29 protein-coding genes are annotated in these 25,959 nt (G+C 59.2%); 13 read left to right on the forward strand and 16 right to left on the reverse strand.

Features of this window, described 5'->3' with window-relative positions:
* The first annotated feature begins 15 nt into the window (after nt 1-15).
* Nucleotides 16-993, forward strand: a complete 978-nt coding sequence (locus tag FHK95_RS10045) for an NADPH:quinone oxidoreductase family protein (RefSeq protein WP_150304469.1) — start codon at nt 16-18, stop codon at nt 991-993.
* A 28-nt stretch (nt 994-1,021) separates the two neighbouring features.
* Here FHK95_RS10045 and trmL read toward each other — a convergent pair whose 3' ends face one another.
* The 5 genes from trmL to glnA all read right to left on the reverse strand — a co-directional run bounded on the left by trmL (nt 1,022) and on the right by glnA (nt 6,605).
* Nucleotides 1,022-1,489: a tRNA (uridine(34)/cytosine(34)/5-carboxymethylaminomethyluridine(34)-2'-O)-methyltransferase TrmL gene (gene trmL / locus FHK95_RS10050; RefSeq protein WP_150304470.1), complete on the reverse strand. Its 468-nt coding sequence runs from the start codon at nt 1,487-1,489 to the stop codon at nt 1,022-1,024.
* 115 nt (nt 1,490-1,604) lie between these two features.
* A complete protein-coding gene (ntrC, locus tag FHK95_RS10055) occupies nt 1,605-3,035 on the reverse strand; it encodes a nitrogen regulation protein NR(I) (protein ID WP_150304471.1) in 1,431 nt (476 codons plus the stop codon).
* A 3-nt stretch (nt 3,036-3,038) separates the two neighbouring features.
* Nucleotides 3,039-4,112 carry a nitrogen regulation protein NR(II) gene (gene glnL / locus FHK95_RS10060; RefSeq protein WP_150304472.1) on the reverse strand — a complete coding sequence of 358 codons (1,074 nt, stop codon included), beginning with the start codon at nt 4,110-4,112 and terminating at the stop codon, nt 3,039-3,041.
* Nucleotides 4,113-4,404: 292 nt separating this feature from the next.
* Nucleotides 4,405-5,040, reverse strand: a complete 636-nt coding sequence (locus tag FHK95_RS10065) for a DUF4124 domain-containing protein (RefSeq protein WP_150304473.1) — start codon at nt 5,038-5,040, stop codon at nt 4,405-4,407.
* A 161-nt stretch (nt 5,041-5,201) separates the two neighbouring features.
* Nucleotides 5,202-6,605 carry a glutamate--ammonia ligase gene (gene glnA, locus FHK95_RS10070; protein ID WP_150304474.1) on the reverse strand — a complete coding sequence of 468 codons (1,404 nt, stop codon included), beginning with the start codon at nt 6,603-6,605 and terminating at the stop codon, nt 5,202-5,204.
* Nucleotides 6,606-6,915: 310 nt separating this feature from the next.
* Here glnA and thiI point away from each other — a divergent pair, with 310 nt between their 5' ends.
* The 11 genes from thiI (at nt 6,916) to dtd (ending at nt 17,980) form a co-directional block, all read left to right on the forward strand.
* Nucleotides 6,916-8,373: a tRNA uracil 4-sulfurtransferase ThiI gene (gene thiI, locus FHK95_RS10075; RefSeq protein ID WP_150304475.1), complete on the forward strand. Its 1,458-nt coding sequence runs from the start codon at nt 6,916-6,918 to the stop codon at nt 8,371-8,373.
* A gap of 140 nt (nt 8,374-8,513) precedes the next feature.
* Nucleotides 8,514-10,325 (forward strand): translational GTPase TypA, encoded by a 1,812-nt coding sequence (typA, locus tag FHK95_RS10080; protein WP_150304476.1) that lies wholly within the window; start codon nt 8,514-8,516, stop codon nt 10,323-10,325.
* Nucleotides 10,326-10,673: 348 nt separating this feature from the next.
* Entirely contained in the window at nt 10,674-12,182 is a 1,509-nt protein-coding gene (locus FHK95_RS10085) for an RICIN domain-containing protein (RefSeq protein ID WP_150304477.1), read from the forward strand.
* 80 nt (nt 12,183-12,262) lie between these two features.
* Complete coding sequence (locus FHK95_RS10090) at nt 12,263-12,514, forward strand: GlsB/YeaQ/YmgE family stress response membrane protein (RefSeq protein WP_150304478.1); 252 nt, start codon at nt 12,263-12,265, stop codon at nt 12,512-12,514.
* Between the two features lie 143 nt (nt 12,515-12,657).
* Nucleotides 12,658-13,080 carry a VOC family protein gene (locus tag FHK95_RS10095; RefSeq protein ID WP_150304479.1) on the forward strand — a complete coding sequence of 141 codons (423 nt, stop codon included), beginning with the start codon at nt 12,658-12,660 and terminating at the stop codon, nt 13,078-13,080.
* A gap of 76 nt (nt 13,081-13,156) precedes the next feature.
* Entirely contained in the window at nt 13,157-13,678 is a 522-nt protein-coding gene (gene sodC / locus FHK95_RS10100; RefSeq protein ID WP_150304480.1) for a superoxide dismutase family protein, read from the forward strand.
* A gap of 39 nt (nt 13,679-13,717) precedes the next feature.
* Nucleotides 13,718-14,284 carry a DUF924 family protein gene (locus FHK95_RS10105; RefSeq protein WP_235906761.1) on the forward strand — a complete coding sequence of 189 codons (567 nt, stop codon included), beginning with the start codon at nt 13,718-13,720 and terminating at the stop codon, nt 14,282-14,284.
* Between the two features lie 99 nt (nt 14,285-14,383).
* Entirely contained in the window at nt 14,384-15,718 is a 1,335-nt protein-coding gene (locus FHK95_RS10110) for an META domain-containing protein (protein ID WP_150304481.1), read from the forward strand.
* A 184-nt stretch (nt 15,719-15,902) separates the two neighbouring features.
* Nucleotides 15,903-16,481, forward strand: a complete 579-nt coding sequence (locus tag FHK95_RS10115; protein ID WP_150304482.1) for an NnrU family protein — start codon at nt 15,903-15,905, stop codon at nt 16,479-16,481.
* An 87-nt stretch (nt 16,482-16,568) separates the two neighbouring features.
* Nucleotides 16,569-17,540 carry a prolyl aminopeptidase gene (gene pip, locus FHK95_RS10120; RefSeq protein WP_150304483.1) on the forward strand — a complete coding sequence of 324 codons (972 nt, stop codon included), beginning with the start codon at nt 16,569-16,571 and terminating at the stop codon, nt 17,538-17,540.
* A 2-nt stretch (nt 17,541-17,542) separates the two neighbouring features.
* Entirely contained in the window at nt 17,543-17,980 is a 438-nt protein-coding gene (gene dtd / locus FHK95_RS10125) for a D-aminoacyl-tRNA deacylase (protein WP_150304484.1), read from the forward strand.
* Nucleotides 17,981-17,982: 2 nt separating this feature from the next.
* On the opposite strand, the gene FHK95_RS10130 is transcribed toward dtd, so the two are convergent.
* Together FHK95_RS10130 and FHK95_RS10135 are read right to left on the reverse strand one after the other, a co-directional pair.
* Nucleotides 17,983-18,576: a 2-hydroxychromene-2-carboxylate isomerase gene (locus tag FHK95_RS10130; RefSeq protein ID WP_150304485.1), complete on the reverse strand. Its 594-nt coding sequence runs from the start codon at nt 18,574-18,576 to the stop codon at nt 17,983-17,985.
* A gap of 25 nt (nt 18,577-18,601) precedes the next feature.
* Nucleotides 18,602-19,330, reverse strand: a complete 729-nt coding sequence (locus FHK95_RS10135; RefSeq protein WP_150304486.1) for an SDR family oxidoreductase — start codon at nt 19,328-19,330, stop codon at nt 18,602-18,604.
* 107 nt (nt 19,331-19,437) lie between these two features.
* Here FHK95_RS10135 and FHK95_RS10140 point away from each other — a divergent pair, with 107 nt between their 5' ends.
* Nucleotides 19,438-19,935, forward strand: a complete 498-nt coding sequence (locus tag FHK95_RS10140; RefSeq protein ID WP_150304487.1) for a winged helix-turn-helix transcriptional regulator — start codon at nt 19,438-19,440, stop codon at nt 19,933-19,935.
* Here FHK95_RS10140 and FHK95_RS10145 read toward each other — a convergent pair whose 3' ends face one another.
* From FHK95_RS10145 to ubiE, 9 genes are read right to left on the reverse strand one after another with little or no spacing between them, the layout of a single operon-like run.
* Complete coding sequence (locus tag FHK95_RS10145; protein ID WP_150304488.1) at nt 19,936-20,643, reverse strand: 16S rRNA (uracil(1498)-N(3))-methyltransferase; 708 nt, start codon at nt 20,641-20,643, stop codon at nt 19,936-19,938.
* On the reverse strand, nt 20,640-21,419 hold the full coding sequence (gene tatC / locus FHK95_RS10150; RefSeq protein WP_178114758.1) for a twin-arginine translocase subunit TatC: 780 nt from the start codon (nt 21,417-21,419) through the stop codon (nt 20,640-20,642). The genes FHK95_RS10145 and tatC overlap by 4 nt, the downstream gene beginning before the upstream one ends.
* Entirely contained in the window at nt 21,409-21,858 is a 450-nt protein-coding gene (gene tatB / locus FHK95_RS10155; protein ID WP_150304489.1) for a Sec-independent protein translocase protein TatB, read from the reverse strand. Before tatB ends, tatC begins: the two co-directional genes overlap by 11 nt.
* A 6-nt stretch (nt 21,859-21,864) precedes the next feature.
* Entirely contained in the window at nt 21,865-22,095 is a 231-nt protein-coding gene (tatA, locus tag FHK95_RS10160) for a twin-arginine translocase TatA/TatE family subunit (RefSeq protein ID WP_150304490.1), read from the reverse strand.
* A 23-nt stretch (nt 22,096-22,118) separates the two neighbouring features.
* Complete coding sequence (locus FHK95_RS10165; protein ID WP_150304491.1) at nt 22,119-22,451, reverse strand: phosphoribosyl-ATP diphosphatase; 333 nt, start codon at nt 22,449-22,451, stop codon at nt 22,119-22,121.
* Nucleotides 22,444-22,857, reverse strand: a complete 414-nt coding sequence (gene hisI / locus FHK95_RS10170) for a phosphoribosyl-AMP cyclohydrolase (RefSeq protein ID WP_150304492.1) — start codon at nt 22,855-22,857, stop codon at nt 22,444-22,446. The genes FHK95_RS10165 and hisI overlap by 8 nt, the downstream gene beginning before the upstream one ends.
* Before the next feature lie 47 nt (nt 22,858-22,904).
* On the reverse strand, nt 22,905-24,500 hold the full coding sequence (gene ubiB / locus FHK95_RS10175; RefSeq protein WP_150304493.1) for a ubiquinone biosynthesis regulatory protein kinase UbiB: 1,596 nt from the start codon (nt 24,498-24,500) through the stop codon (nt 22,905-22,907).
* Complete coding sequence (locus tag FHK95_RS10180) at nt 24,497-25,120, reverse strand: ubiquinone biosynthesis accessory factor UbiJ (RefSeq protein WP_150304494.1); 624 nt, start codon at nt 25,118-25,120, stop codon at nt 24,497-24,499. The genes ubiB and FHK95_RS10180 overlap by 4 nt, the downstream gene beginning before the upstream one ends.
* The gene (gene ubiE, locus FHK95_RS10185; RefSeq protein WP_150304495.1) at nt 25,120-25,881 is read right to left on the reverse strand and encodes a bifunctional demethylmenaquinone methyltransferase/2-methoxy-6-polyprenyl-1,4-benzoquinol methylase UbiE; all 762 of its coding nucleotides are present in this window, start codon (nt 25,879-25,881) and stop codon (nt 25,120-25,122) included. The genes FHK95_RS10180 and ubiE overlap by 1 nt, the downstream gene beginning before the upstream one ends.
* Nucleotides 25,882-25,959: the final 78 nt, after the last annotated feature.

Below are 25,959 nucleotides of genomic sequence, written 5' to 3' on the forward strand. Positions count from 1 at the left end.
CACAGGGGAGATGTCATGAAAGCCGTATTATGCAAAGAGTTCGGACCGGCCAGCAGCCTGGTTCTTGAAGAGACCACCGATCCGGTCGCCGGCGATAATCAGGTCGTCATCGATATTCACGCTGCAGGAGTCAATTTCCCCGATACGCTGATCATCCAGGGCAAGTATCAGATCAAGCCGCCGTTTCCGTTCTCACCCGGCGGCGAAGCCGCAGGGGTGGTGGCCAGCGTGGGCGCCAATGTGAAGCATCTCAAGCCCGGCGATCGCGTGATGGGCCTGACGGGGTACGGCAGCTTTGCCGAAAAGGTCGCGGCCGATGCGACCAAGGTGCTGCCGATGCCCGACGATATGGACTTTACCACGGCAGCCGGCTTCAGCATGACCTATGGCACCTCCATGCATGCCCTGAGGCAGCGTGGCGAGCTGAAACCAGGCGAGACGCTGCTGGTGCTGGGCGCATCCGGTGGTGTCGGGCTGGCCGCCGTCGAGATAGGCAAGGCGATGGGCGCGCGGGTCATTGCGGCGGCCTCCTCTGCGGAGAAGCTGGAAGTTGCGCGCAATGCCGGCGCAGACGACTTGGTCAACTACAGCGAAGTCAGCCTCAAGGACGCGGTCAAGGAGCTTACCGGTGGCAAGGGTGCGGACGTGATCTACGATCCGGTCGGCGGCGATCTGTTTGATGAAGCGGTGCGCTCGATCAACTGGAAGGGCCGTCTGCTGGTCGTCGGTTTCGCCAGTGGACGTATCCCCGATTTCCCGGTCAACCTGGCGCTGCTCAAGGGCTCGTCAATCGTCGGGGTATTCTGGGGTTCATTCGCCGCGCGTGAGCCACAGGCTAACCTGGATAACTTCCGGCAACTGTTCGCCTGGCATTCTGAAGGCAAGTTGAAGCCGCTGGTGTCGGAGCGTTTCCCGTTGGGCGACTTCGAACAGGCGCTGGAATTGCTCAGCTCGCGCAGAGCGGTGGGCAAGGTGGTCATGCAGGTTCGCTAGTCGTTTTAAGCGGCCGGCGTGAACCTGTTCACGTCAGGGCGCCAGCAAAACCTTGCTGGCGCCAGGCCTCGAATACCAGCACCGCCGCACTGTTGGACAGGTTCAGGCTACGACTATCCGGCAGCATCGGTATGCGTAGCACCTGATCTGCCGGCAGACTCTCGCGGAACGCGGCGGGCAGCCCGCGGCTCTCCGGACCGAATAGAAACATATCCCCTTGTTTGAACTGCACATCGGCATAGTTGCGCGTGCCCTTTGTGCTCAGGGCAAACACGCGCTGCGGCTGAACCTGGGCGAGACAGCTGGCAAGGTCGGAGTAGGTCTTCAGCTCGGAAAACTCGTGATAGTCGAGCCCTGCACGTCGCAGCCGCTTGTCGTCCAGCTCGAATCCTAGAGGCTCGATCAGATGCAGGGTGCAGCCCGTATTGGCGCACAGGCGGATGATGTTGCCGGTATTGGGCGGGATTTCAGGTTCAAGCAAGGCGATATGAAACATGCTGGCGTATCGAGTCAGAGGAGTGGAGCGCAGTGTAGGCGTCACCCCCCTGCAGCGGCAAGCTGGCAGCTAGCGAGATTGACCATCTGGCTGGCTTCCAACCTCCAGCCTGTGGCTATTCCATCTCCTCGTCCTCCGCCCCTTCGCTGTTCATGCCCAGCTCCTTGATCTTGCGGGTCAGCGTATTGCGGCCCCAACCGAGCAGTTGCGCGGCGTCACGCCGTCGACCCGCGGTGTGTTTCAGGGCGGTTTCGATCATCACCCGCTCGAACGCCGGCACCGCGGCGTCCAGCAGGTTGGTCACGCCCCGGGCCAGTTCCTGATCGGCCCAGTTGCGCAGGTTGTGCTCCCAATGATCGTCGGCCGCCGTGTTGTGGGTCTGAGCAAGCATCTCCGGCGGCAGATCTTCGATCAGGACTTCCCGGCTGGATGCCATGACCGTGATCCAGCGGCAGGTGTTTTCCAGCTGCCTGACGTTGCCCGGCCAGGGCAGGGTGCTGAGGTATTCCTGGGTCTGGGCCGTGAGTACCTTGGGTTCCACGGACAGTTCCTGCGCGGCGCGGGCCAGAAAGTGCTGCGCTAGCGTGGGAATGTCCTGACTGCGCTCGGCGAGCTTGGGAATATGGATGCGGATAACGTTCAGGCGGTGGAATAGATCCTCGCGGAAGTTCCCGGTCTGCACCAGACCTTCCAGATTCTGGTGTGTGGCGGCGATGATGCGCACGTCGACCTTGATCGGCGTGTGACCGCCGACCCTGTAGAACTCGCCATCCGCCAGTACCCGCAACAACCGGGTCTGGGTTTCCGCTGGCATGTCGCCGATTTCGTCGAGAAACAGCGTGCCGCCATCCGCTTGCTCGAAGCGCCCACGACGTTGCACAGCGGCGCCGGTAAAGGCACCTTTCTCGTGACCGAACAGCTCCGACTCCATCAGATCCTTGGGAATTGCCGCCATGTTCAGCGCGATGAACGGGTTGCGCGCCCGTGGGCTGTGCCGATGCAGTGCATGGGCCACCAGCTCCTTGCCGGTACCGGATTCGCCATTGATCAACACGGTGATGTTGGAGTGCGACAAACGGCCTATGGCGCGAAATACCTCCTGCATCGCTGGCGCTTCGCCAATGATTTCGGGGGTGCGCATCTGCGTGGTGTCCTGCGCAGCGCTTTGCTGTTCGCGGCTATGCGCCAGGGCGCGGCGTACCAAAGCCACGGCCTCGTCGACATCGAAGGGCTTGGGCAGATATTCGAATGCGCCGCCCTGGTAAGAGGCCACGGCACTGTCGAGATCGGAATGCGCGGTCATGATAATCACCGGCACCTTGGGATGCTGGTCGCGTATTTGCGCCAGCAAATCCAGGCCGCTGGTCCCGGGCATGCGAATATCGCTGATCAATACGTCCGGGTGCTGGCGCGACAGCCGAGCCAGGGCGCTGTCAGCGCTGTCGAAGCACACCGGCTCCATACCTTCCTGCTGCAAGGCCTTGTCCAGAACCCAGCGTATAGAGCGGTCATCATCAACAATCCAGACGTTTTCGGCTCGGCTCATGCATTAGTCTCCGGGGTGTTGTTCTAGCGGAAGAAACAGGTTGAACTGGGTACGGCCGGGTGAGCTCTCGCATTCGATCAGACCCTGATGCTGGCTGATGATATTTTGCGTGATGGAGAGGCCCAGTCCTGTGCCATCAGCGCGGCCGCTGACCATGGGATAGAAAATACTGTCGAGCAGTGCCGGGGGGATGCCCGGCCCGTTATCGATTACGCGCAGGTGACAGACCAGCCGGTGGCGTTTGTGGCCGATGGTGAACTGTCGCAGCGCACGGGTCTGCAGGATGATGCGGCCCGGTTCGGCCTGACCATTCTCGGTGATTGCCTGCATGGCGTTGCGTACGATGTTCAACACTGCCTGGATAAGCTGCTCGCGGTCGCCCATGAGGTCTGGAATGCTCGGATCGTAGTCTCGCTGCAGGTCAATTCGTCCATGGGTTTCGGCTTGTATCAGATGGGCAACCCGCTCGGTGATCTCGTGGATGTTCAGCGGCTGCAGATTCGGTGGTCGGTAGGGGCCAAGCATGCGGTCGACCAGATTGCGTAGGCGATCGGCTTCTTCGATGATGACGTCGGTGTAGTCACGCAGTGACTGGTCGGGCAACTCGCGGGCGAGTAGCTGCGCTGCGCCACGAATGCCCCCCAGCGGATTCTTGATCTCATGCGCAAGTCCGCGCACCAGCACCTTGGTGACTTCCTGCTTGGCGAGCTGCGCTTCTTCCTTGGTGATCCGCAGTAAGCGGTCCCGGGGATGCACTTCCATCAGAATCCAGTTGTGACCCGCCGCGGCAAGGGGCGTCACGGAGTAGTCCACTACCAGACTGTTGCCATTGTTGAGGCTTAGGTGGGCTTCCCGTTTGGTGAAGGCGTGCATCTGATCCAGGGCATCATGCAGCGACGCCAGTGCCGTGGCCCGGTCATGGAAGAAGTCCCCGATGGGTTGTTGCTGAAGCCGCTGACCGCTCACTTCTAGCAGCATTTCTGCTGCGGGGTTCAGATAACCAAGACACAGTTGATCATCGAGCAATATGACCGCAGTGGTGAGGTTATCAAGAATCTGAATTCGGTCTGGCAGCATAACAGTCCCCATGGTTTGACCAGATAAATGCAAGAAGCGAACCACCTAGGGGCGTTCCCGACAAAAGAGGGCAGCAAAGATGGGCTGCGGGCCACATTTCAGACCACACCGCTGAAGCGGGCACACTTATGGAGCTGCGGGGTGGGTGTGATCTCGTCTGAACGGGCGAGCGCGCACCAGAACCCTGCACCCCGGGGTGCTTTATCGACGCAAGCGAGTCGATCATGTCGTGGCGCTGGGCACCCTTGGGAAAGTGTGCACCAAACAGGTGCACACTGGTAGTGCGGAGGGTTCAGTTGCCGCCGGGGGCGGGTACGTTGGGTGCGCGAGGTGCTGCGGGAGCGCGGGGCGCCTGGTTGGCGGAGTTACGTCCCGGCTGATTCAGTGAGGTGCGCTGGATATGTATCTGCAATGGCTTGCTGCGCTGTATCACGTCACCTCGGGCGTTGACCACGACAGCGGTGATAGCGTGACTGCCCCGATCCAGCTCTTGAATCTGCAACTGATGGCTGACATTGCCGTTGCCTGGAACGGGCTCTCCGGCAGGTTTGCCATCCACTTCGGCGCGTAGCAGATGATTACCGCTCAACGGCGGGTCCGTTTCCACGGTGAGACTGAGCGAGCCGTCGTTGGCGCGTACCGCCTCATCATTGCCTGGGGAGGTGATGGCCAGGCGTTTGTAGCCTGTTTGTTTTTGCTGTCCGGACGCGGAAGATCGGTCACGGTCGTTCTGCCATTCCATTGCGGATGGCGGTGGTGGCTCGATGGTATTGATCGGGCCCAGATCGATGCTGTCGGCATCCGGGTGGGGCTGATCGGAAAAAACGCGATTGCCGTTTTCGTCAGTCCAGGAATAGACCTGGGCCGAGAGGCTGCCCGCGTACAGCGCTAGCAGCGTTAAGCTGGCCAGAATGGATATGCGAAACATGCTGCTTCACTCCTGTGGATTGCCCTTGGGCGTACCTAGGGTTTGTTCAGACACTAAGAGTTGCACTCCGCGCCCGGGCTGGCAAGGTGCTATGTCTCAGTTGCGGACAGACGAAAAAAAAGGGCGTCCCAACGGACGCCCTTCTTCATACCGCCAATCGATCAGACGCTGTAGTACAGGTCGTACTCAAGCGGGTGAACGAAGGTGCGAACTTTCAGTTCTTCTGCGGCTTTCAGCTCGATGAAAGCGTCGATCAGCTCATCGGTGAATACGCCACCCTTGGTCAAGAACTCGCGATCGCCGCTAAGCGCTTCGAGTGCTTCCTTGAGGCTGCCGCAGACCTGCGGGATCTGCTGCGCTTCTTCCGGCGGCAGGTCATACAGGTTCTTGTCGGCGGCGTCGCCAGGGTGAGTCTTGTTCTGAACACCGTCCAGGCCAGCCATCAGCAGGGCGGCAAAGGCCAGGTAAGGGTTGGCCGCCGGATCGGGGAAGCGCGCTTCGATACGGCGCGCCTTCGGGCTGGACACGTAAGGAATGCGAATCGATGCCGAGCGGTTGCGCGCCGAATAGGCCAGCATGACCGGAGCCTCGAAGCCCGGAACCAGACGCTTGTAGGAGTTGGTGGAGGGGTTGGTGAAGGCGTTCAGAGCCTTACCGTGCTTGATGATGCCGCCGATGAAGAACAGGGCAGTATCAGACAGGCCGGAGTAGCCTTCGCCAGCGAAGGTGTTCTTGCCATCCTTGGAGATCGAGATGTGTACGTGCATGCCGGAGCCATTGTCGCCATACAGCGGCTTGGGCATAAAGGTAGCGGTCTTGCCAAAGGCGTCTGCCACGTTATGCACGCAGTATTTCAGGGTCTGTACTTCGTCTGCCTTCTTTACCAGCGTATTGAACTGCACGCCGATTTCGTTCTGGCCGGCGGTGGCGACTTCGTGGTGGTGGACTTCGATGACCAGGCCCATTTCTTCCATGGCATTACACATGGCAGTACGGATCTCGTGATCGTGATCAACCGGCGGAACCGGGAAGTAACCGCCCTTGGCGGCGGGGCGGTGGCCCTTGTTACCGGTTTCGATGTCAGCATCGGTGTTCCAGCTTGCCTGCTCGGAATAAATCTTGAACATGGAGCCAGAAATGTCGGACTTGAACTTCACTTCGTCAAACACGAAGAACTCGGGTTCGGGGCCGATGAAAACAGTGTCGCCGATGCCGGTGGACTTCAGGTATTCCTCGGCACGCCGGGCAATGCTGCGCGGATCGCGCTCATAGCCCTGCATGGTAGAAGGCTCAATGATGTCGCAGACGATGATCAGGGTCGGCTCTTCAGTAAAGGGGTCGAGCACCGAGGTGTCGTCATCAGGCATCAGGATCATGTCGGAAGCTTCGATTCCCTTCCAGCCTGCAATGGAGGAGCCGTCGAACATTTTGCCTTCTTCAAAGAAGTCATCTTTTACATCGCGGGCTGGCATGGTTACGTGGTGCTGCTTGCCCTTTGTATCGGTGAAGCGCAGATCGACCCACTTCACGTCAAATTCCTGGATCAGTTGAATCGCTTTCGACATGGTTTCCTCCAAAGAAACATTTGTCCGGGCGTCTGGCCCGGATCTTCAATTCGAGCGGAATGAGTGTCCCGCACCCGCTGAGGTACAAGACAGCAAAAGTTATGCCATTTCAAAGTGCATGCCGAAATGGGCTAGATAGAGCAATAACCCGGGCTGTGGTGCAAAAGGGTGCCGTTCGGTTGCCCGGTTAGAGTGCAGCAACACATGTTAGTGCACAAATGTGGTGCGCAGTATAGCGCAGCTGGTGGTCGGGACCCCATCGGATCCGGTATGCGCGTATAATGCTGCGCTTTGCCTGGTTGTCCTGCCCATGAAACTGATCATCAAGTTCTTTCCGGAAATCACCATCAAGACCCGTCAGGTGCGCAAGCGCTTCGTGCACCAGCTCAAGAGCAACGTCCGCGTGTTGCTCGCGGCGTTGGATGGGGACGCACGGGTGACCGGCTCCTGGGACAGCCTTGAGGTGATCCTCGGCGAGGATCCGGCAATACAACGGCAATGCATCGAACGTCTGTGCAATACGCCGGGTATCGCTCACCTGCTTGAGGTGCATGACTATCCGTTGGGGACGCTCGATGAGTTGGCTGAGCTGTGTGTTGCCAGTTTTGGTGAGCAGGTTCGCGGACGCTCCTTCGCGGTGCGTTGCAAACGCGTCGGGCGGCATCCGTTCAGCTCCCAGGATGCCGCGCGGCTGATCGGCGAACAGCTGATGCGACGCTGTGGTGCAACGGGCGTATCGCTCAAGACGCCCGAGGTCGCGGTAAAGCTTGAGATCCGTGACAACCGGGTCTGGCTGATTCAGGCGCGCCATGAGGGAATGGGCGGCTTTCCGCTGGGAACCCTGGAACCGGTGCTCAGCCTGCTCTCCGGCGGTTTTGATTCTACTGTCGCCAGCTACCAGATGCTGCAGCGTGGCCTGCTGCCGCATTTCGTGTTTTTCAACCTTGGCGGTCGCGCCCACGAGTTGGGCGTGCGGCAGGTGGCCCACTATCTGTGGGAACGTTATGCCGCCAGCCATCGCCTGCGGTTTATCAGTGTGCCGTTCGAGGGCGTCGTAGGCGAGCTGCTGCAGAATGTGGAGAACAGCCAGATGGGCGTGGTGCTCAAGCGCATGATGCTCCGCGCGGCAAACCGCATCGCCTGGCGGCTGGATCTGAATGCACTGGTCACCGGCGAGGCGATTTCCCAGGTGGCCAGCCAGACCCTGCCCAACCTGGCGGTGATCGATCAGGTCAGTGATCTGCTGGTGCTGCGTCCGCTGATCACCAGCAGCAAGATGGACATCATCGATACGGCGCGACGTATCGGTACCGAAGCCTTCTCCAGCAGTATGCCGGAGTATTGCGGAGTGATTTCGGTCAATCCCGCCATCCGCACCACGCCGGCAATAGTCGCCGAGGCTGAAGCCTCGTTCGATTTCACCATCCTCGACGAGGCAGTGCAGAACGCTCGCTATACCGATTGCAGCGAGCTTGAGCTGGACCTGGAGGGCGGCGATGCCGTGGAGCTGGTAAGCCAGGCGCTGCCGGGCCAGGTGGTACTGGATATCCGCGCGCCGGACGAACAGGAACTCAGTCCCTTGCAGGTGGCAGACGTCGAGGTAGTGCCCATCCCCTTTTATGCGCTGAATAGCCGCTTCGCCGAACTGGATCCCTCTCGCGCCTATTTGCTCTACTGCGATAAAGGCATTATGAGTCAGTTACACGCCCAGTATTTGCTCGATGCGGGGCATGGCAACGTACGTGTGTTACGATTGCCCAAGGTCTGAGTGAAGCTCCACAGAAATTTCAAAATAGCCTGTGACGGTATTTCGTACAAAAAACATACACTGTCACGGCTGTCTCTGTATAATGCCCCCCTCATTTTTATAAGCCGGCCCACTGCCGCGCATTTCCCAGGACGTCCATTGTGATCGAGAATCTCCGTAACATTGCCATCATTGCCCACGTCGACCACGGCAAGACCACATTGGTCGATAAGCTGCTGCGTCTGTCCGGCACCCTGGACCGTAAGGAGCTCGAGAGCGAGCGCGTGATGGACAGCAACGACCAGGAAAAAGAGCGCGGCATTACCATCCTTGCGAAAAACACCGCACTGAAATGGAACGGCTACGACATCAACATCGTCGACACCCCCGGTCACGCTGACTTCGGTGGTGAAGTAGAGCGCGTGATGAGCATGGTTGACTCCGTTCTGCTGGTCGTTGACGCGCAGGACGGTCCCATGCCGCAAACGCGTTTCGTTACCCAGAAGGCGTTCAAGGCAGGTCTGCGTCCGATCGTCGTCATCAACAAGGTTGACCGTCCTGGTGCACGTCCGGATTGGGTCGTCGACCAGATCTTCGATCTGTTTGACAACCTCGGTGCGACCGATGACCAGCTGGACTTTCCGATCGTGTACGCCAGCGCCCTGAACGGGATTGCCGGTCTGGATCACGAGAAGATGGACGACAACATGGATTGTCTGTTCCAGTCCATCATCGAACACGTGCCGGCGCCGAACGTTGACCCAGAAGGTCCGTTCCAGATGCAGATTTCCCAGCTGGACTACAACAGCTTCCTGGGGATTATCGGCGTTGGCCGTATCGCTCGCGGCAAGGTCAAGACCAATACGCCTGTAACGGCTATCGGTGCTGATGGCAAGAAGCGTCAGGGTCGGATTCTGAAGATCATGGGCCACTCCGGTCTGCAGCGCGTTGAAGTCGAAGAAGCCCAGGCTGGCGACATCGTCTGCGTCAGCGGCATGGACGAGCTCTACATCTCCGATACGCTGTGCGACCAGAACAATGTCGAAGCGTTGCCGACCCTGTCAGTCGACGAGCCGACCGTTTCCATGACGTTCCAGGTTAACGACTCGCCGTTCTGCGGTAAGGAAGGCAAGTACGTCACCAGCCGTAACATCAAGGAGCGTCTGGAAAAGGAACTGCTGCACAACGTCGCGTTGCGCGTTGACCAGGGCGCAGATGCTGACAAGTTCAAGGTTTCCGGTCGTGGCGAGCTGCATTTGTCGGTCTTGATCGAAACCATGCGTCGTGAAGGCTTCGAGCTGGCAGTAGGCCGTCCGGAAGTTGTTATCAAGGAAGTCGACGGCCAGAAGCAGGAGCCCTTCGAGAACGTTACCATCGATATCGAGGAGATCCACCAGGGTCCGGTGATGGAACAGATGGGCGTGCGCAAAGGCGACCTGAGCAACATGGTTCCGGATGGCAAGGGCCGTATTCGTCTCGAATACACCATCCCTGCACGGGGCCTGATCGGTTTCCGTAACGCGTTTCTGACCATGACCTCGGGCAGCGGCATTCTGACCTCGACCTTCAGCCATTACGGTCCGATCAAGAGTGGCGAAGTAGGCCAGCGTCAGAGCGGTGTGTTGGTCTCCATGGCGACAGGTAAGGCACTAACTTACTCGCTGGAAACCCTGCAGAGCCGCGGCAAGCTGTTCCTGGCTCCGGGCGACGAGATCTATGAAGGTCAGTTGGCCGGCATCCACAGCCGTGATAACGATATGGCGATCAACCCTACCAAGGGCAAGAAGCTCGACAACATGCGTGCTTCGGGCAAGGACGAGACCATTGCTCTGGTTCCGCCGATCAGGTTCACCCTGGAACAGGCTCTTGAGTTCATCGATGATGACGAGCTGGTCGAGGTAACACCGAAGTCGATCCGTCTGCGTAAGAAGATTCTTGACGAGAACCTGCGTAAGCGCGCCAGCAAGGGTTAATCCCTTAAGCTGATCAAAAAACCCGCCACTCCGGCGGGTTTTTTGTGTCTGGTCGTCCGGTATTGCAAGGCATTCGGATAGCAGCCTGAGATGGCTTTGAATGTGTATATAGATCAATCACTTAACCCGCATGAGTGAGCCTGATCGCGCGAGGGCGAGCGCCACCCGCTTGGGTATGCGAACTGCACCGCGTTCTGACGTTTCGGCGTTATGACTTTCTGCAGGGGCCGACTAGGGTTACTGCACCCTGCCGATGAACACCGCCGTCCTCAAATAACACGCTGCAGAACCTGCGCATACCGTTGACCGGGCAGTAGTGCAACGAACCCATCTGATTGGAGAACTGTCATGCACCCCTTTAACACTCATCGATTGCAGCGACCGGGCCTGTTTTTGCTCAGTCTGCTGATCTCGGCCGCTGCGCAGGCGGAGGTCGAAGATGGTCGCTATACCATCGTCTCGCGCCACAGTGGTCTGGCGCTTGCAGTCGAGGGCAACAGCAAAACCGACGGAGCCAACGTCATACAGAGCAACCTGAACGGCGCCTCCAGCCAGCAATTCGACGTTGATAATCTGGGCAACGGGTACTACTCGATTCGTCCGGTGCACAGCGGCAAATCGCTGGATGTGTACGAGTTCAGCACCGAACCTGGCGGTGATATACGCCAATGGGCTTTCTGGGAAGGCTACAACCAGCAGTGGCAGATCAAGGAGGCGGGTGATCGTCACCACAAGATCCTTTCGCGGCACAGCGGCCTGGCGCTGGATGTATGGCAGTGGAGTACGCGCAGTGGGGGCGATGTCCGCCAGTGGACGGATACCGGCGGCGTGAACCAGCAGTGGGAGTTCCGTGCGGTTGGCGACACCGGTGGCGGCGATACGCCCGGCGCCACGGCCTGCCTGGAAAGCCCACCGGGCTTCGCCGCGCAGGGTAACGGCACCACCGGTGGCGCCGGTGGGCAGCAAGTCACGGTCAGCACCGGGCGTGAGCTGTCCGCGGCAATCGACAATCACACCAATGCATGGAAGAGCAACAGGTCGCACCGTACGGTAATCCGCGTTAACGGCACCATCAATCCGGGCAACTCGGGGGTTAACCGGTTCGATATCAAGGACACCGGCAACCTGTCGATCATAGGCGTCGGCAATCGCGGAGTACTGGATGGACGAGGGCTGCTAATTCGCGGCTCAAGCAACGTCATTGTGCGCAACCTGAGCATTCATCACGTACGCGATGGCAGCGGTGACGGTATCGAGCTGGACGGCACCCGGCCGGTGCGCAACGTGTGGATTGACCACAATACCTTCTACAACAGCCTCGATGTGGAGAAGGATTACTATGACAGTCTGATTGACGGCAAGCTGGACGTCAGCCGCGTCACCCTGTCGTACAACATCTTTCGTGACAGCTGGAAGACCTCGCTCTGGGGGCACAGCGACAGCAGCGAAGACGACCGCCGTGTTACCTTCGCCTTCAATCACTTCGACAATGTCTATTCCCGCGCGCCCTTGTTGCGTTTCGGCCAGACGCATATCTACAACAACTATTACAGCCGGATTCTGGATACTGGCATCAATACCCGAATGGGTAACCGGGTGCGCATCGACAACAACGTGTTCGAGAACGCCAGGAACCCGATTGTCTCCTGTTACAGCAGCCAGATCGGCTTCTGGGACGCACGCAACAATCAGTTCAACAATGTGATCTGGCAGGGCGGTTCCGATTGCAGTATTGCCGGTCCGAACCCTGGCGCTGCGGTCAGCTACACGCCACCCTACCGCTATGATCTGCTGCCGACCAATCAGGTCAAGAGCCACGTCGTTGCCAATGCCGGGGCGGGTCGCTGTCAGTTGTAGTGTTCAACCGAACGGAGTGGCACCTTGTCGGTCTCAAGCGTTACGCAATGTTTGCGTTTGAGACCAGAGGAGGAGCGTTAATGGGTATTATCGGTACGATCATCATTGGCCTAATCGTGGGGCTGATTGCCCGTTTTCTCAAACCGGGTAACGACAGCATGGGTTGGATCATGACCATACTGCTCGGTATCGGCGGCTCGCTACTGGCCACCTACGGCGGACAAGCGCTGGGATTCTACGAGGCGGGTGAGGGTGCCGGTTTCATTGGCGCAGTCATTGGTGCGATTGTCCTGTTGGTGATTTACGGCATGGTTACCCGCGACAAGGATTGACTGAATACAGGGCTGCCTTCGGGCAGCCCTGTTGCGTTCTGCTGGTGGCCCGCGCATCGATCCTGGTTATTGCCGGGCTGCGTGCCAGCTAGTGAATCTGAGCTAGGCTGTGTTGGTCAGGCAAGCGATAACAGGAGCAGCGCATGTTTACCTACATCATGCTCGGGAGCAGTGATCTGGAGCGCTCGAAGCCGTTTTACGACCATGCGCTTGCGCCGCTCGGCATCGCCCGCTGCGGTCCGCAGAACGACCCTGACTGGGAAGACATCGCCGGCTGGGGTGTCTATGAACAGGATGGCGCGACGGAGCTGGCGTTGTGGCTGTGCAAACCCTTTGACGGCCGTCCGGCTTCGGTAGGCAACGGCACCATGGTGGCGCTGAAGGCAATGAGCTGGGATGCGGTACGCGGCTTTCACCAGGCAGCGCTGGAGCATGGCGGCAGCAGTGAGGGAGTGCCGGGCCTGCGTGCGCATTATGCGGATGACTTTTTTGCGGCCTATGTTCGCGATCCGGACGGCAACAAGCTGGCGGCTGTGTGTCGCGGTTTTACTGCAGAGCAGGCGTGATGAACTGCTGAGACGGCGCCACCGAAACGATGCATAAACGAACCCTGAACTCGAGCAAGCACTCACAGGAGATATCATGAAAACAATTCATTGGCTGGCACTCGGCGCGATGCTATCCGCCGGAGCTGCGCACGCTGCCTCCACCGACGTCACCATGAACCAGGTAAGCGGCGATGGGGTGGGCAAGTCTATAGGTGAGGTGACCATCAGTGAAACCGAACACGGCCTGGTCTTTACCCCCAAGCTGAGTGACCTGCCGGCCGGGATCCATGGCTTCCATGTCCATGAAAACGGCAGTTGCGAGCCGGGCACAGACAATGGCGAAAAAGTGGCAGCCAAGGCTGCCGGTGGTCATTTCGATCCCGAGAAAACAGGCGAGCATCACGGGCCCTACGGCGAAGGCCACTTGGGCGACCTGCCGGCACTCTATGTGGATGAGGACGGCAACGCCGATTATCCTGTGCTGGCGCCGCGTATCAAGAAACTTGAAGAGATCAAAGGCCGCGCACTGATGATCCATGCTGGCGGTGACAACCATTCCGACGATCCCAAGCCGCTTGGCGGTGGTGGCGAGCGGATTGCCTGCGGCGTGATCTAGACGAGACCTTTTCGACCTGATGCTGGCAGGACCGACATCTTGCTGGCATCAGCCCGGGTTGGACAGCTTATGTACGCGAGCGTGTTGACATTCTGGTTCGAGGAACTCAAACCTGCGATGTGGTGGAAGAAGGATCCGCCGCTTGATCGGCTGATTGCTCAACGCTTCGAGCCACTGCATGCTCAAGCTACTCGCGGTGAACTCTTCCGTTGGCGAGCGAGCCACGCAGGCCGGCTGGCAGAGATCATCGTACTGGATCAGTTCTCACGAAATATCTACCGCGACCGTCCACAGGCATTTGCCTGGGATGGCATGGCGCTGGTGCTGGCACAGGAAGCCATTGCTGCAAAGGCTGACCGGGATCTTAGCCTCGATGAGCGCAGCTTTATGTACATGCCCTTCATGCACAGCGAATCCCTGCTGATTCACGAACAGGCGATGCGGCTGTTTTCTGCCAAGGGGCTGGAATACAGTTTTAGATTCGAGCGGCGCCACAAGGACATTCTCGAGCGCTTCGGTCGATACCCTCATCGCAACGCGGCGCTGGGTCGCGTATCGACGGAGGCGGAAATCGCCTTCCTGAAGGAGCCTGGTTCCAGCTTCTGAGCGAGATAACCCCTTCCAATTGCGCGAGATTGATGGCTTTGCTGTGAACGTACTGAGGGATGTGGCAATCTGACAGGATGTCATCAGAGGAGTCGATCAATGCGGTATTTGCTGCCTGCCATGCTCGTGAGTGTGTCACTTTCCATGTTGACCGGATGCGGTGATGAACCGGCTGCACCGGTGGAGGCCCCCGTCGAGGAAGTGTCCGCCGATGGCGACGAGCAGAAGCAAGTGATGCGCATCACCGGCGATCTGACCTATCAGGCGCGTACCGCTCTGCAACCGGAAAGTCAGGCCGTCATCGAGCTGCGTTACGCTGCCTCGGGCGAGACGGAGCCGACAAGCGTGCTGGCCCGCCAACGCATCGATCTGATCGGACGCAACGTACCCGTGCACTTTATCCTGGAGGTCGATCCCAAGGAATTACAGCGCGCCGATGCCTATCAACTGCGCGCGGTGATCATGGAAGGTGAGCGGGCTACCTGGCTGGCCGAGCCTGTAGCGATTGGGCCGAAGGCGGAGGAAATCAATCTCGGTGAACTGGTGCTGCTTCCACATCGTGAGGCGGCCTTCTCCAGCATCATGTCTTGTGGCCAGGCGCAGATTAGCGTGGGTTACGAGGGAGACGACCTGATTCTTGAGGTGGCAGACGACGAATACGTATTGCTCCCGGTGGAGACGCACGCTGGCGCCCGCTTCGAGGCGGAGGGTGATCCGTCTACGCGGTTCTGGAGCCGCGGAGACAGCGCCTTACTGACGCTTAAGGGAAAAGCCTACCCGGAATGCGTACCACCAGGCGCGTTGCCCAAGCCGTTCCTGGCCTTTGGTAACGAACCGTCCTGGCATGTTCGCCTGGAAAACGGCGAACTGACCCTGCAGCGTCCCGACCAGGATCTGGAATTTACCGCGCCTTACCAGATCAGCGATGACAATAGCGAGGATGTATCCGTAGAAATCACCGAAGAAGCCAGTGAGCATAGGGTGCGCCTGACTGCCAGCAGAAATATCTGCTACGACAGCATGACCGGGATGGCCTACCCGCGGGAAATCACCCTGGTGGTCGATGGCGAGGAGCTGGAGGGTTGCGGTGGATCCCCGGCACGGCTGCTGCAGGGCGTTGACTGGATCGTCGAGGATATCAACGGGGGCGGGATTATTGACGGCTCGAGAGTGGAGGTGGTGTTTTCCAGCAACGATCGTGTCGCTGGTCAGGCCTCCTGTAATAATTACTCGGCCGAATATGAGCTGACCGGAGAATCGCTGAATGTGGGCAATGTCATCACCACCAAGAAAGCCTGCGCACCGGCATTGATGGAGCAAGAGCAACGCTTTCTCGATATGCTGCAGCGTGTGCAGCAGTTCAAGTTCAATGAACAAGGCGCCTTGATGCTGCTCACCCCTGAGGGAGAATCCCTGACTGCGCGGATGCAGTGACATTGATTCGCCGATGACCGGACAATCAGACATCCACAAGATCCCAGTGCCCTTCGGCGCCGGGCTTATAAAATTGTCAGGATCAGCCGTTCAGGATCTACACTTCATCATCAGTGCGGTAATCAACAATCCGGTCGTCTGACGCTGCATGTTGAACCCAATCAAAACAACGCAAGGATAGAAAATGTTAGCTCTGGTGGCAGGTTTGGTCATTTTTCTGGGTATTCACTCAACCGGCTTGTTCGCGCCGAACTGGCGCGCGGCGCAGAAGCAGCGGCTCGGTGAGAATGCCTGGAAAGGTATTTATTCATTAGTTGCGCTGATCGGTCTGGTACTGATCGTCTGGGGCTACGGCCAGGCTCGGCTTGACCCTGTCTGGTTATGGGTGTCGCCGGTCTGGACACGACATCTGGCGGCCCTGCTGACGATTCCGGCATTTGTGCTGCTGGTCGCCACCTATCTGCCCGGCACGAAGATGAAGGCGCGGGTTGGGCACCCGATGCTGCTGGGCGTGAAATTCTGGGCCATCGCGCATTTGATAGCCAACGGTACCCTGCCCGACGTGTTGCTGTTTGGCGGCTTCCTGGCCTGGGCCGTGGCCCTGTTTATTGTCCTGCGACGCCGTGATCGTGCTGCCGGCGTAGTGCGCCCTGCCGGCAAGGCGAGCCGCGACGTCATGGCAGTGGTCGTCGGGCTGGTGCTTTGGGTTATTTTTGCCCTCTGGCTGCATCAATCGCTGATCGGCGTGCGTCCCTTCGGGTAGTTCGCGGCTGTAGATGACAGCCATCGCGCTGGTGAGTAATGTTGGAAAAAACAGTATCGGTTGAGATGTACATCCAGGAGCCCGACCATGCAGCTGTTGTATCCGGAGATCAAACCCTACGCTCGCCATGAACTGGCCGTCGAAGCGCCACATGTTTTGTACGTCGATGAAAGTGGCGAGCCCGATGGTTTGCCGGTTGTCTTCCTGCATGGCGGACCGGGGGCAGGGTGTGACGCACTGAGTCGGCGTTTCTTCGATCCGTCGATCTATCGCATTATCACCTTCGACCAGCGCGGAGCGGGTCGTTCGACGCCCCATGCCAGCCTCGAGAACAACACCACTGCGCATCTGGTAAGTGACATGGAAGCGCTGCGGGAGCACCTGAAAATCGACAAGTGGGTGCTGTTCGGTGGCTCCTGGGGTTCGACGCTCGCGCTGGCCTATGCCCAGGCGCATCCTGATCGGGTCAGCGCGATGATTCTGCGCGGGATATTCTTGTGCCGGGATCAGGACATACGCTGGTTCTATCAGGAAGGGGCGAGCCACATCTTCCCGGACTATTGGGAGGACTATGCTTCGCTGATTCCTGAAGTCGAGCGCGGTGACATGGTCTCTGCCTACTATCGAAGGCTGATTGGCGACGATGAGATCTGCCGGATGCACGCGGCCAGGAGTTGGTCGAGCTGGGAAGGGCGCTGCGCCACGCTGCGTCCCAGTGCGCAGGTTATTGACCGCTTCAATGACTCACGTCGCGCCTACGCAATGGCCAGGATTGAGTGCCATTTCTTTGTTAATCACGCCTTTCTGCAGCCGGATCAGCTGTTGAACAACATGCCGTCCATCGGCCATATCCCGGGCATCCTGATTCATGGCCGCTATGACATGGTGTGTCCGCTGGATAACGCCTTTGCCTTGCATCGGCACTGGCCGGCGAGTGAGCTACAGATCATCCGTGACGCCGGGCATGCGGCGTCCGAAGCCGGTACGGCGGATGCACTGGTACGCGCCACGCAGTCCATAGCGCAGCGTCTGTTGCACCTGCCTCCCCAGGCGGAATAGCGGTGAAAGGCTTGTTGCAGCGGGTCACTCAGGCCCGGGTAGAGGTTGACGGGAAAACGGTCGGTGCCATTGATCGCGGCTTGCTGGTACTGGTTGGCATCGAGCCGGAGGATGATCAGGTCAGCGCCGACAGACTGTTGCAGCGGATATTGCGTTATCGGGTGTTCAGCGATGCCGAGGGGCGCATGAACGCCTCGCTGCAGGACGTGGAGGGCGGGCTGTTGCTGGTATCGCAGTTCACCCTGGCGGCTGATACAGGCAAGGGCCTGCGACCGGGATTCTCCACCGCCGCGCCGCCGGCGCGGGCCGCCGAGTTATTCGAATACCTGCTCGGTCAAGCCCGCGAGCGGCACCCGCAGGTCAGCAGCGGGCGTTTCGGTGCTGACATGCAGGTGCATCTGGTGAACGATGGCCCGGTCACCTTTCTGTTAGAGGTGTGAGCCTAGCCCCCTTGAACTAGCGCTTGCTCGACAAACTCCAGGCGATCTTGCCCGAAGAAGAGTTCATCGTCCACGAAAATACTGGGTGCGCCGAATACGCCCCTGGCGATGGCTTCGTCGGTGGTCTGGCGCAACCGGTCCTTTACCGCCGGGTCGCCCATCAGTCCCATCACTTGGGCCGGGTCGAAGCCGTTACGCTCAAGTACCTCGGCAACGACCTCCGGTTTGCCCATGTCCCGTTCCTCCACCCACATGGCGGTGAATACCGCAGACAGATAGTGCTCAAAGTGTTCGGTGCCCTGATAGGCGGCGGCGCCACGCATCAGCTGCAGCGTATTGATCGGAAAAAAGGGGTTGTGCTTGAGGGTCACGCCATAGCGCGTGGCGAATCGCTGGAAATCCTCACGGGTGTAAGCGCCCTTGGCCGGGACGGTTGCCGGCGAACTGTTGCCGGTGGCCTGGAATACTGCGCCGAGCAGCATAGGCTTCATTTCCAGTTCGGCATTATGCCGTTGCGCTATGGCCTCTATCTGCGTCCACGCCAGGTAACTGGCTGGGCTGCCGACATCAAAATAGAACTCGATTGTTTTGCTCATGTGTCTGTTCCTGGTCCAGAGATTGTCAGAAGGTTTCCATCCACGGCCGCAGATCCAGCTCATGGGTCCAGCAGTCGCGCGGCTGACAGTGCAACTGCCAATACTGCTCGGCGATGTGCTCAGGATGGAGAATGCCAGCCTGGTCCTTCAGTGCGTAGCGTTCAGGAAAGGTGTCCCGGATAAATGCAGTGTAGATGGCGCCGTCGATGATCGGGTGGGCGACATGGATGCCCTGGGGCCCCAGCTCGCGGGCCATGCTCTGGGCGAGGGCGCGTAGCGCGAACTTGGCGCCGGCAAAGGCGCTGAAGCCGCTGCTGCCGCGCAGTGATGCGGTGGCGCCAGTAAAGATCACGGTGCCCCGCTGACGCGGCAGCATGACTCTGGCCGCTTCCCGCCCGGTGAGAAAGCCCGAGAACGCGGCCATTTCCCAGACCTTGCGATATACCCGGGTGGTGGTTTCGGTAATGGAGAAGCGTACGTTCGCGCCGATATTGAACACCACCACCTCAATCTCGCCCAGGTCGCGTTCTATCTCATCGAAGAGTGCGACCATATCCTCTTCGCTGCGCGCATCACAGCCGAAAGGGTAAGCCTTGCCGCCGGCCGCCTCGATATCAGCAACCAGAGGCGCCAGCTTGTCTGCCTGACGGCGGGTTACGCACAGCGTGAAACCTTCGCGAGCGAAGCGCCGGGCGATCGCACCGCCAGTGGCATCGCCGGCGCCGATGATAACGGCAACGGGTGGTCTGGACATAGGTGGCTCCTGTGAGATTGGGTTCTTTTTTGGAACTCGTTGATAGTCAGTTTCTTTTTGGAACTTGTCAAGTTAGGCTGTCAGCATTGCTTTCAGGAGGTGTGACCATGCGCTGGGAAGAACTCGGGCAACAGCCCTGTTCCATAGCCCGTACGCTGGCTGTGGTGGGGGATCGCTGGACGCTGTTGATTCTGCGCGATTGTTTTCTTGGTGTGCGGCGCTTCGATGCGTTCGAGAAACGACTCGGAATAACCCGCCACGTTCTGGCCGAGCGCTTGAAGAAACTGGTGGAACACGGCGTATTAATCAAAGTGCCTTATCAGCAACGCCCGTTACGTGAAGAGTACCGGTTGACTGAAAAAGGGCTCGAGTTACACGCAGCCATACTGGCGTTGGTCAGTTGGGGCGATAAGCATATGGCGGACGAGCGCGGCGCTCCGGTCAGGCATGTGCACAAGGGCTGCGGTAAGGTTATGCGGCCCGTTACCGTCTGCTCCGAATGCGGAGAGCCGGTAACTGCGCGGGATGTGAAGGTGGAAACCGGAGAGGGTTGGCAGGACGAGGCGCAGCAGATTATTGCGCCTGCTGTGGAAATCAGAGGCTGATCAATACAGGCGCGATATCAAGGCGGTCACAGCCGTTTCGACCCGCAGAATCCGCTCACCCAGTTGCACCGGCGCAAAGCCGGCTTCGATCAGCTTGTCCACTTCATAGGGTATCCAGCCGCCTTCCGGACCGATAGCCAGTGTTGCCGGGGTGGTCAGGGCGCGGGGACAGGCTGGGTAGTCACCGGGATGGGCCACGAGCGCCTGGGTCCCAGTAATCAGCTCGGGGAGTCGGTCTTCGACGAAGGGTTTGAAGCGCTTCTCGATGATGACCTCAGGCAATACCGTATCGCGGGCCTGCTCCAACCCCAATAGCAGATTATCGCGCATGGCGGCGGGTTCAAGGAAAGGCGTCTGCCAGAAGCTTTTTTCGACGCGATAGCTGTTGAGCAGAATGATGCGCGGCACGCCGAGGGTGGCGCAGTGTTGCAGAATACGACGGAACATCTTGGGCCGCGGCATCGCCAGTAGCAGGGTAAGCGGCAGTTTGGGCGGCGCAGAGGCGTCCAGGATGACGCTGAGTTCGGCCTGCTCCGCGCTGAGCGAGAGCACACGAGCCTGGCCCATCAGGCCGCCGATCAGGCCTACCCGCAGCGTGTCGCCGATGCTCAGCTGCTGGATCTCCAGCATATGCCGTAAACGGCGGCCGCTCAGCTGCACTCGAGAGGCATCAGTGAAATCCTGCTCGTCGAGCAAGAGCAGGTTCATGCCGGTGGATTGTCTTGCGCGTCCTGCTCGGCATCCGTCTTACGTTTGAGCAGCAGGCTGAACAGAATCCCGACCTCGTACAGTAGCCACATGGGGCCGGCCAGCAAGGCCTGGGAAATGACGTCCGGAGGCGTCAGTACCATGCCGATGACAAAGCAGCCTACCACTACGTAAGGACGGATCTCGCGCAGCTTCGCCACGTCCACGGCGCCGGTCAGTACCAGCAGAACCGTCGCTACGGGAATTTCGAAGGACAGCCCGAAGGCCATGAACAGCGTCAGGACGAAATCCAGATACTTGTTGATATCGGTCATCACCGCCACGCCCGCCGGCGCGGTACTGGTAAAGAAGCCGAACACCAACGGGAACACTACGTAGTAGGCAAAGGCCATGCCTGAATAGAACAGAATGATGCTCGACGCTAGCAAGGGTATCGCCAGACGCTTTTCATGGCGGTACAGCCCCGGCGCAATGAAGCCCCAGATCTGATGCAGCACGAAGGGCATGGCCAGGAACAGTGCGCTGACCAGCGCCAGTTTGAAGGGCGTCAGGAAGGGCGATGCCACATCGGTGGCAATCATGCTGGTGCCTTCCGGCAGAAACACCCGTAACGGTTCGGCTATGAACGTATACAGATCGTTGGCGAAGTAGAACAGACAGGCAAAAACCAGCATCCAGATAACCACGATACGCAGCAATCGGGAGCGGAGCTCGGTCAGGTGTGCCACCAGGGGCATGTCTTCGGCCATTTTGGCCGGGGTACGCTTATCGCTCATCGGGGCGTGTCGGAGAGTCGTCGGTGATATCGGTGACTGGCGGCGCCGGGGCGTCGGTGGAAGCCACTGCGTCGGCTGCCGGAGCAGTCTGCTCGGTGGATGTTACGCTTGCGTTACTGCCAGGCTTGACGTCCGAGCCGGTGACCTTTGGATCGGCAACCGGGGCGCCTGGATCCGGTTTGCCCGGTTTGTCATCCTGCTTGCCCTGTTTGTCGCTTTTTGCCAGGTCAGACATTATCCGCTCGTTGTGCAGCTGCCGGCGAATCTCGTCCGCGCCAATCTCGCGCTCAACCTGAGAGCGCACATCAGCGAAGCCACGCTTGATGCGACCGATAGCTAACCCGGCAGTGCGCACGGCAACGGGCAGCCGCTCGGGACCCAGTACCAACAGGGCAACGATGGCCACCACCAGCATTTCAATGAAGCCGATATCAAACATGGACGATCAGTCCCTGGGGTGAGTTTCCGACTTTTTCTCAGCGTGAACGTCCAGGGTATCCCCGGTCTTGTTCTGCACCGAAGGTTTTTCGTCTTCATCGTTGACCGATTTACGGAAGCCTTTAATGGCCTCGCCCAGATCGCCGCCGATGCTCTTCAGCCGTTTGGTGCCGAACAGCAGAACCACGATCAGTAATACGATCAGTAATTGCCAAACACTAATGCCGCCAAAACCCATTGCAAGCCTCCAGGGCAACGCCCTCAGTTGTGTTGACGCGACGCTTTCTCGGCCAGGCCGGATAGGTCAAAACGTCGTTCAAGTTCTTTCAGTACATCCTCTGGACCAAGGCCCAGATGACTGAGCATGACCAGAGTATGGAACCACAGGTCGGCCGTTTCATAGATCAGCTCCGACTTGTCATCGCTGTGTTGGCAATCCTTGGCGGCCAGCAGCGTCTCGGTACATTCCTCACCGACTTTTTCCAGGATCTTGTTCAGTCCCTTGGCGTGCAGGCTGGCGACATAGGATGCGTCTGCTCCGGCCTGCTTGCGTTGTTCCAGTACTTCGGCCAACCGGCACAGAGTGTCACTCATGCTTATGCTCATAAATGTGATCAGGATCCTTGATGACCGGATCGACTATTTGCCATTTCCCGTCTTTGAATACCCGGTAAAAACAGCTCTGTCGGCCAGTATGGCAGGCAATATCGCCGAGTTGCTCGACCATCATCACGATTACATCGCTGTCGCAATCCAGGCGCAACTCGTGCAGCACCTGGATGTGGCCGGATTCTTCGCCCTTGCGCCAGAGTTTGCGGCGCGAACGGGACCAGTATACCGCTCGCTTCTCCTGCACGGTGAGCTGTAACGACTCACGATTCATCCAGGCGACCATTAGCACGCGATGGCTATGAATATCCTGAGCGATAGCGGGAATAAGCCCGCTCGCATCCCATTTGATTTCGTCGAGCCAGGCAGTGTTCAAAGGAGTATCTGTCATACGATCAAGTGTGCCAGTGTTGAGGGGGCGGATGCCAGTTTCGGCGGTTAGTGCTTGCGCATCACCAGCCAGCCACCGGTCGCTACCAGCAGCCAGTGCAGAGGTTGCGCCTGGCTCCAGAGGTTGACATCGGTGCCCAGGCCACTGGCGCCCAACACCACCAGTACCACGCCGATCAGCCGCAACGCGCGGCTTGAATCGCGCGTGCGCGCCGCAGGCGCCGGTTCCTGTTGCGCCAGGCGCTCCATGGCGTGGCGGGTGGAGGTCAGCAGCGGAGGGATCTGTTCGAGTTGCTGGTGTAGAACACGGACCTGGTGCTGCGGCAGCATCCGCTCACGCATCCAGCGTTCCAGATAGGGCTGGGCGGTGCTCCACAGATCCAGATCGGGATACAGCTGACGACCCAGGCCCTCAATGTTGAGCAGGGTCTTCTGCAACAACACCAGCTGCGGCTGAATCTCCATGTTGAAGCGTCGTGCAACCTGAAACAGGCGCAACAACAGTTGCCCGAAGGAAATATCCTTCAGCGGCCGAGCGAAGATCGGTTCACAGACACTGCGGATGGCCGCTTCGAATTCATTGACGCGCGTACCGGCCGGGACCCAGCCGGAGTCGATGTGCAACTGCGCCACGCGGCGGTAGTCACGCTTGAAGAACGCCAGCAGGTTGCGCGCGAGGTAATCCTGATCCTCCGGATTGAGACTGCCGACGATACCGAAATCGATGGCGATGTACTGCGGCTGCCACGGATGGCTGCGCGACACAAAGATATTGCCCGGATGCATATCGGCGTGAAAGAAGCTATCGCGGAACACCTGGGTGAAGAAGATTTCCACGCCCGTCTCGGCGAGCTTCTTCATGTCGGTGCGCTGATCAAGCAGCGCCTCCATATCGGTAACGGGCACCCCGCTGATGCGCTCCATCACCATGACCTTGTGGCGGCACCACTTCCAATAGATCTGCGGTATATACAGCAGGGTGGAGCCTTCGAAATTGCGCCGCAACTGTGATGCGTTGGCCGCCTCGCGGTACAGATCGAGTTCGTCGAATATGGTTTTTTCATAATCGTTGACGACTTCCACCGGTCGCAGCCGCCGACCCTCGCTGGAGAAGCGTTCCAGCGTGCGCGCGGCGAGGAACAACCACTGAATGTCCTGATGGATAGTCGCGCCGACGCCCGGACGGGTGACCTTTACCACGACCTCGGTGCCATCGTGCAGGCGCGCCGAATGCACCTGTGCCACCGATGCCGAGGCCAGCGGCTGGTCGGTAAAGCTGGCGAATACCTCATCAATGGTCTGCCCCAGCTGTTCCTCGATGCGTTGGCGGGCCTGGTCGGAGGGAAAGGGCGGAACCTTGTCCTGCAGCCTGGCGAGCTCGAGTGCTACGTCATCCGCCAGCAGATCGCGGCGAGTAGACAGAATCTGGCCGAACTTGATAAACACCGGCCCCAGGTCTTCACAGGCACGGCGCAAGCGCGCGCCACGGCTCAGCTTTGGCGCGCGATGTAAGCGCCAGGGACCAATCTTCAGCAGCAAACGCACGAACCACGGCAGGGGCAGTTGCAGAAGGAGCTGATCGAGACGGTAGCGCGTGAAGATATGCAGTATGCGAAACAGGCGTACAAACGCGGTCAGGTTCATGCGTCGGGGGTGTCCTGCGGCGGATTCTCTAGGCGTTGCAGGCGGGCTTCGAGCCGGTCCAGGCGCAATCGCAGCTCATGCAAGTCTTGCGCGGCTATGTTGGCCTCGGCTTTACCTACCAGTTGACGGGACTCTTCTGTCAGATAGCGGCCCAGACTGTCGTTCAGGCTTTGATGCGTCTGCGCGCCCCAGTCACGGCCACTGCGCAGCAGATTGGCGATCGCATGGCCAGGCACCGGGCCAAGCCAGCGCGCCAGTTCGGCCTCGCCCTCAATCTGGAGGTCGCCAAAGATGTTCTGCAAGCTGACCAGCACCTGACTGTCGCCACTGAGGACCACCTGCGGATCCTGAAGCAGACTCTGGCGCTGCGCACTGAAAGCCAGGCGCGCGAGCAGGCTGCTGGGCGCCGAGAGGGTGCAGTCGGGGTCGACTTCTGCATTCGCCATCAGGCGGATCTCGCCCTCGTTTGGAAACACAAACACCTGCCAGTCCGGGGCGCTGCCGCGAACCAGGATAACTTTGTTCGCCAGCGCGCCCAGGCGTTTGGCAGTCAACGGATCACGAGCGAGCGCCTGCGCCAGGCTGTACTCGATTCCGGCGAGCATGGCCTGGGTCAGCATCAGGGTTTGATTCCTCTATGCAGCGCCACAATCCCGCCGGTCATGTTGTGATAGGTGACGCGGGCGAAACCGGCCTCTTCCATCATGGCCTTGAGGGTTTCCTGATCAGGATGCATGCGAATCGATTCGGCCAGGTAACGGTAGCTTTCCGAATCGTTGGTGATCAGCTTGCCCATCAGCGGCAGGAGCTTGAACGAGTACTGGTCGTAGACCCGTGAGAACAGCTGGTTGCGCGGCTTGGAGAACTCCAGCACCAGCAACCTGCCGCCCGGCTTGAGCACCCGCAGCATCGAGGCGATCGCCGTATCCTTGTGGGTGACATTGCGCAGACCGAAAGCGATGGTGATGCAGTCGAAATGATTGTCCGGAAAGGGCAGGGCTTCGGCATCGGCCTGCACGAAACGGACATTGCCGGATACGCCGCAGTCGAGCAGCCGATCACGACCGACCTTCAGCATCGAGGCGTTGATGTCCGCCAATACCACCTCACCCTCGGGGCCGACCAGCGACGAAAACTTGCGCGCCAGGTCACCGGTACCACCGGCGATATCGAGCACGCGGTTGCCGCGGCGAACGCCTGAAAGCTCGATGGTGAAGCGTTTCCACAGGCGATGTACACCGCCTGACATCAGGTCGTTCATCAAGTCGTATCTGGCTGCAACGGAATGGAATACATCCGCGACCTTCGCGGCTTTCTCCGATTCCGGCACGCTCTTGAAGCCGAAATGAGTAGTGTTGTCTGAGGTGTGCTTGTCAGTCATAGCGTCGGCGCCTTGGCAAATCAACCGCCATTCTAACCGCAAATCGAGGGGCCTGGGCTGGTTTTCCAGCGGACAGGC

The organism is Pseudomonas saliphila (genome assembly GCF_008638345.1).
Lineage (GTDB): Bacteria > Pseudomonadota > Gammaproteobacteria > Pseudomonadales > Pseudomonadaceae > Halopseudomonas > Halopseudomonas saliphila.

What these genes read in the sequence shown, in the direction of transcription:
- FHK95_RS10115 (WP_150304482.1), top strand. Translation starts at nt 15,903, where the DNA reads ATGTTAGCTCTGGTGGCAGGTTTGGTCATTTTTCTGGGTATTCACTCA.
- tatA (WP_150304490.1), bottom strand. Translation starts at nt 22,095, where the DNA reads ATGGGTTTTGGCGGCATTAGTGTTTGGCAATTACTGATCGTATTACTG.
- FHK95_RS10095 (WP_150304479.1), top strand. Translation starts at nt 12,658, where the DNA reads ATGTTTACCTACATCATGCTCGGGAGCAGTGATCTGGAGCGCTCGAAG.
- FHK95_RS10130 (WP_150304485.1), bottom strand. Translation starts at nt 18,576, where the DNA reads ATGAGCAAAACAATCGAGTTCTATTTTGATGTCGGCAGCCCAGCCAGT.
- trmL (WP_150304470.1), bottom strand. Translation starts at nt 1,489, where the DNA reads ATGTTTCATATCGCCTTGCTTGAACCTGAAATCCCGCCCAATACCGGC.
- glnL (WP_150304472.1), bottom strand. Translation starts at nt 4,112, where the DNA reads ATGCTGCCAGACCGAATTCAGATTCTTGATAACCTCACCACTGCGGTC.
- FHK95_RS10165 (WP_150304491.1), bottom strand. Translation starts at nt 22,451, where the DNA reads ATGAGTGACACTCTGTGCCGGTTGGCCGAAGTACTGGAACAACGCAAG.
- FHK95_RS10140 (WP_150304487.1), top strand. Translation starts at nt 19,438, where the DNA reads ATGCGCTGGGAAGAACTCGGGCAACAGCCCTGTTCCATAGCCCGTACG.
- FHK95_RS10065 (WP_150304473.1), bottom strand. Translation starts at nt 5,040, where the DNA reads ATGTTTCGCATATCCATTCTGGCCAGCTTAACGCTGCTAGCGCTGTAC.
- glnA (WP_150304474.1), bottom strand. Translation starts at nt 6,605, where the DNA reads ATGTCGAAAGCGATTCAACTGATCCAGGAATTTGACGTGAAGTGGGTC.
- FHK95_RS10145 (WP_150304488.1), bottom strand. Translation starts at nt 20,643, where the DNA reads ATGAACCTGCTCTTGCTCGACGAGCAGGATTTCACTGATGCCTCTCGA.
- pip (WP_150304483.1), top strand. Translation starts at nt 16,569, where the DNA reads ATGCAGCTGTTGTATCCGGAGATCAAACCCTACGCTCGCCATGAACTG.
- tatB (WP_150304489.1), bottom strand. Translation starts at nt 21,858, where the DNA reads ATGTTTGATATCGGCTTCATTGAAATGCTGGTGGTGGCCATCGTTGCC.
- FHK95_RS10090 (WP_150304478.1), top strand. Translation starts at nt 12,263, where the DNA reads ATGGGTATTATCGGTACGATCATCATTGGCCTAATCGTGGGGCTGATT.
- ubiE (WP_150304495.1), bottom strand. Translation starts at nt 25,881, where the DNA reads ATGACTGACAAGCACACCTCAGACAACACTACTCATTTCGGCTTCAAG.
- hisI (WP_150304492.1), bottom strand. Translation starts at nt 22,857, where the DNA reads ATGACAGATACTCCTTTGAACACTGCCTGGCTCGACGAAATCAAATGG.
- ubiB (WP_150304493.1), bottom strand. Translation starts at nt 24,500, where the DNA reads ATGAACCTGACCGCGTTTGTACGCCTGTTTCGCATACTGCATATCTTC.
- tatC (WP_178114758.1), bottom strand. Translation starts at nt 21,419, where the DNA reads ATGAGCGATAAGCGTACCCCGGCCAAAATGGCCGAAGACATGCCCCTG.
- FHK95_RS10110 (WP_150304481.1), top strand. Translation starts at nt 14,384, where the DNA reads ATGCGGTATTTGCTGCCTGCCATGCTCGTGAGTGTGTCACTTTCCATG.
- ntrC (WP_150304471.1), bottom strand. Translation starts at nt 3,035, where the DNA reads ATGAGCCGAGCCGAAAACGTCTGGATTGTTGATGATGACCGCTCTATA.
- thiI (WP_150304475.1), top strand. Translation starts at nt 6,916, where the DNA reads ATGAAACTGATCATCAAGTTCTTTCCGGAAATCACCATCAAGACCCGT.
- FHK95_RS10085 (WP_150304477.1), top strand. Translation starts at nt 10,674, where the DNA reads ATGCACCCCTTTAACACTCATCGATTGCAGCGACCGGGCCTGTTTTTG.
- FHK95_RS10045 (WP_150304469.1), top strand. Translation starts at nt 16, where the DNA reads ATGAAAGCCGTATTATGCAAAGAGTTCGGACCGGCCAGCAGCCTGGTT.
- FHK95_RS10180 (WP_150304494.1), bottom strand. Translation starts at nt 25,120, where the DNA reads ATGCTGACCCAGGCCATGCTCGCCGGAATCGAGTACAGCCTGGCGCAG.
- sodC (WP_150304480.1), top strand. Translation starts at nt 13,157, where the DNA reads ATGAAAACAATTCATTGGCTGGCACTCGGCGCGATGCTATCCGCCGGA.
- FHK95_RS10135 (WP_150304486.1), bottom strand. Translation starts at nt 19,330, where the DNA reads ATGTCCAGACCACCCGTTGCCGTTATCATCGGCGCCGGCGATGCCACT.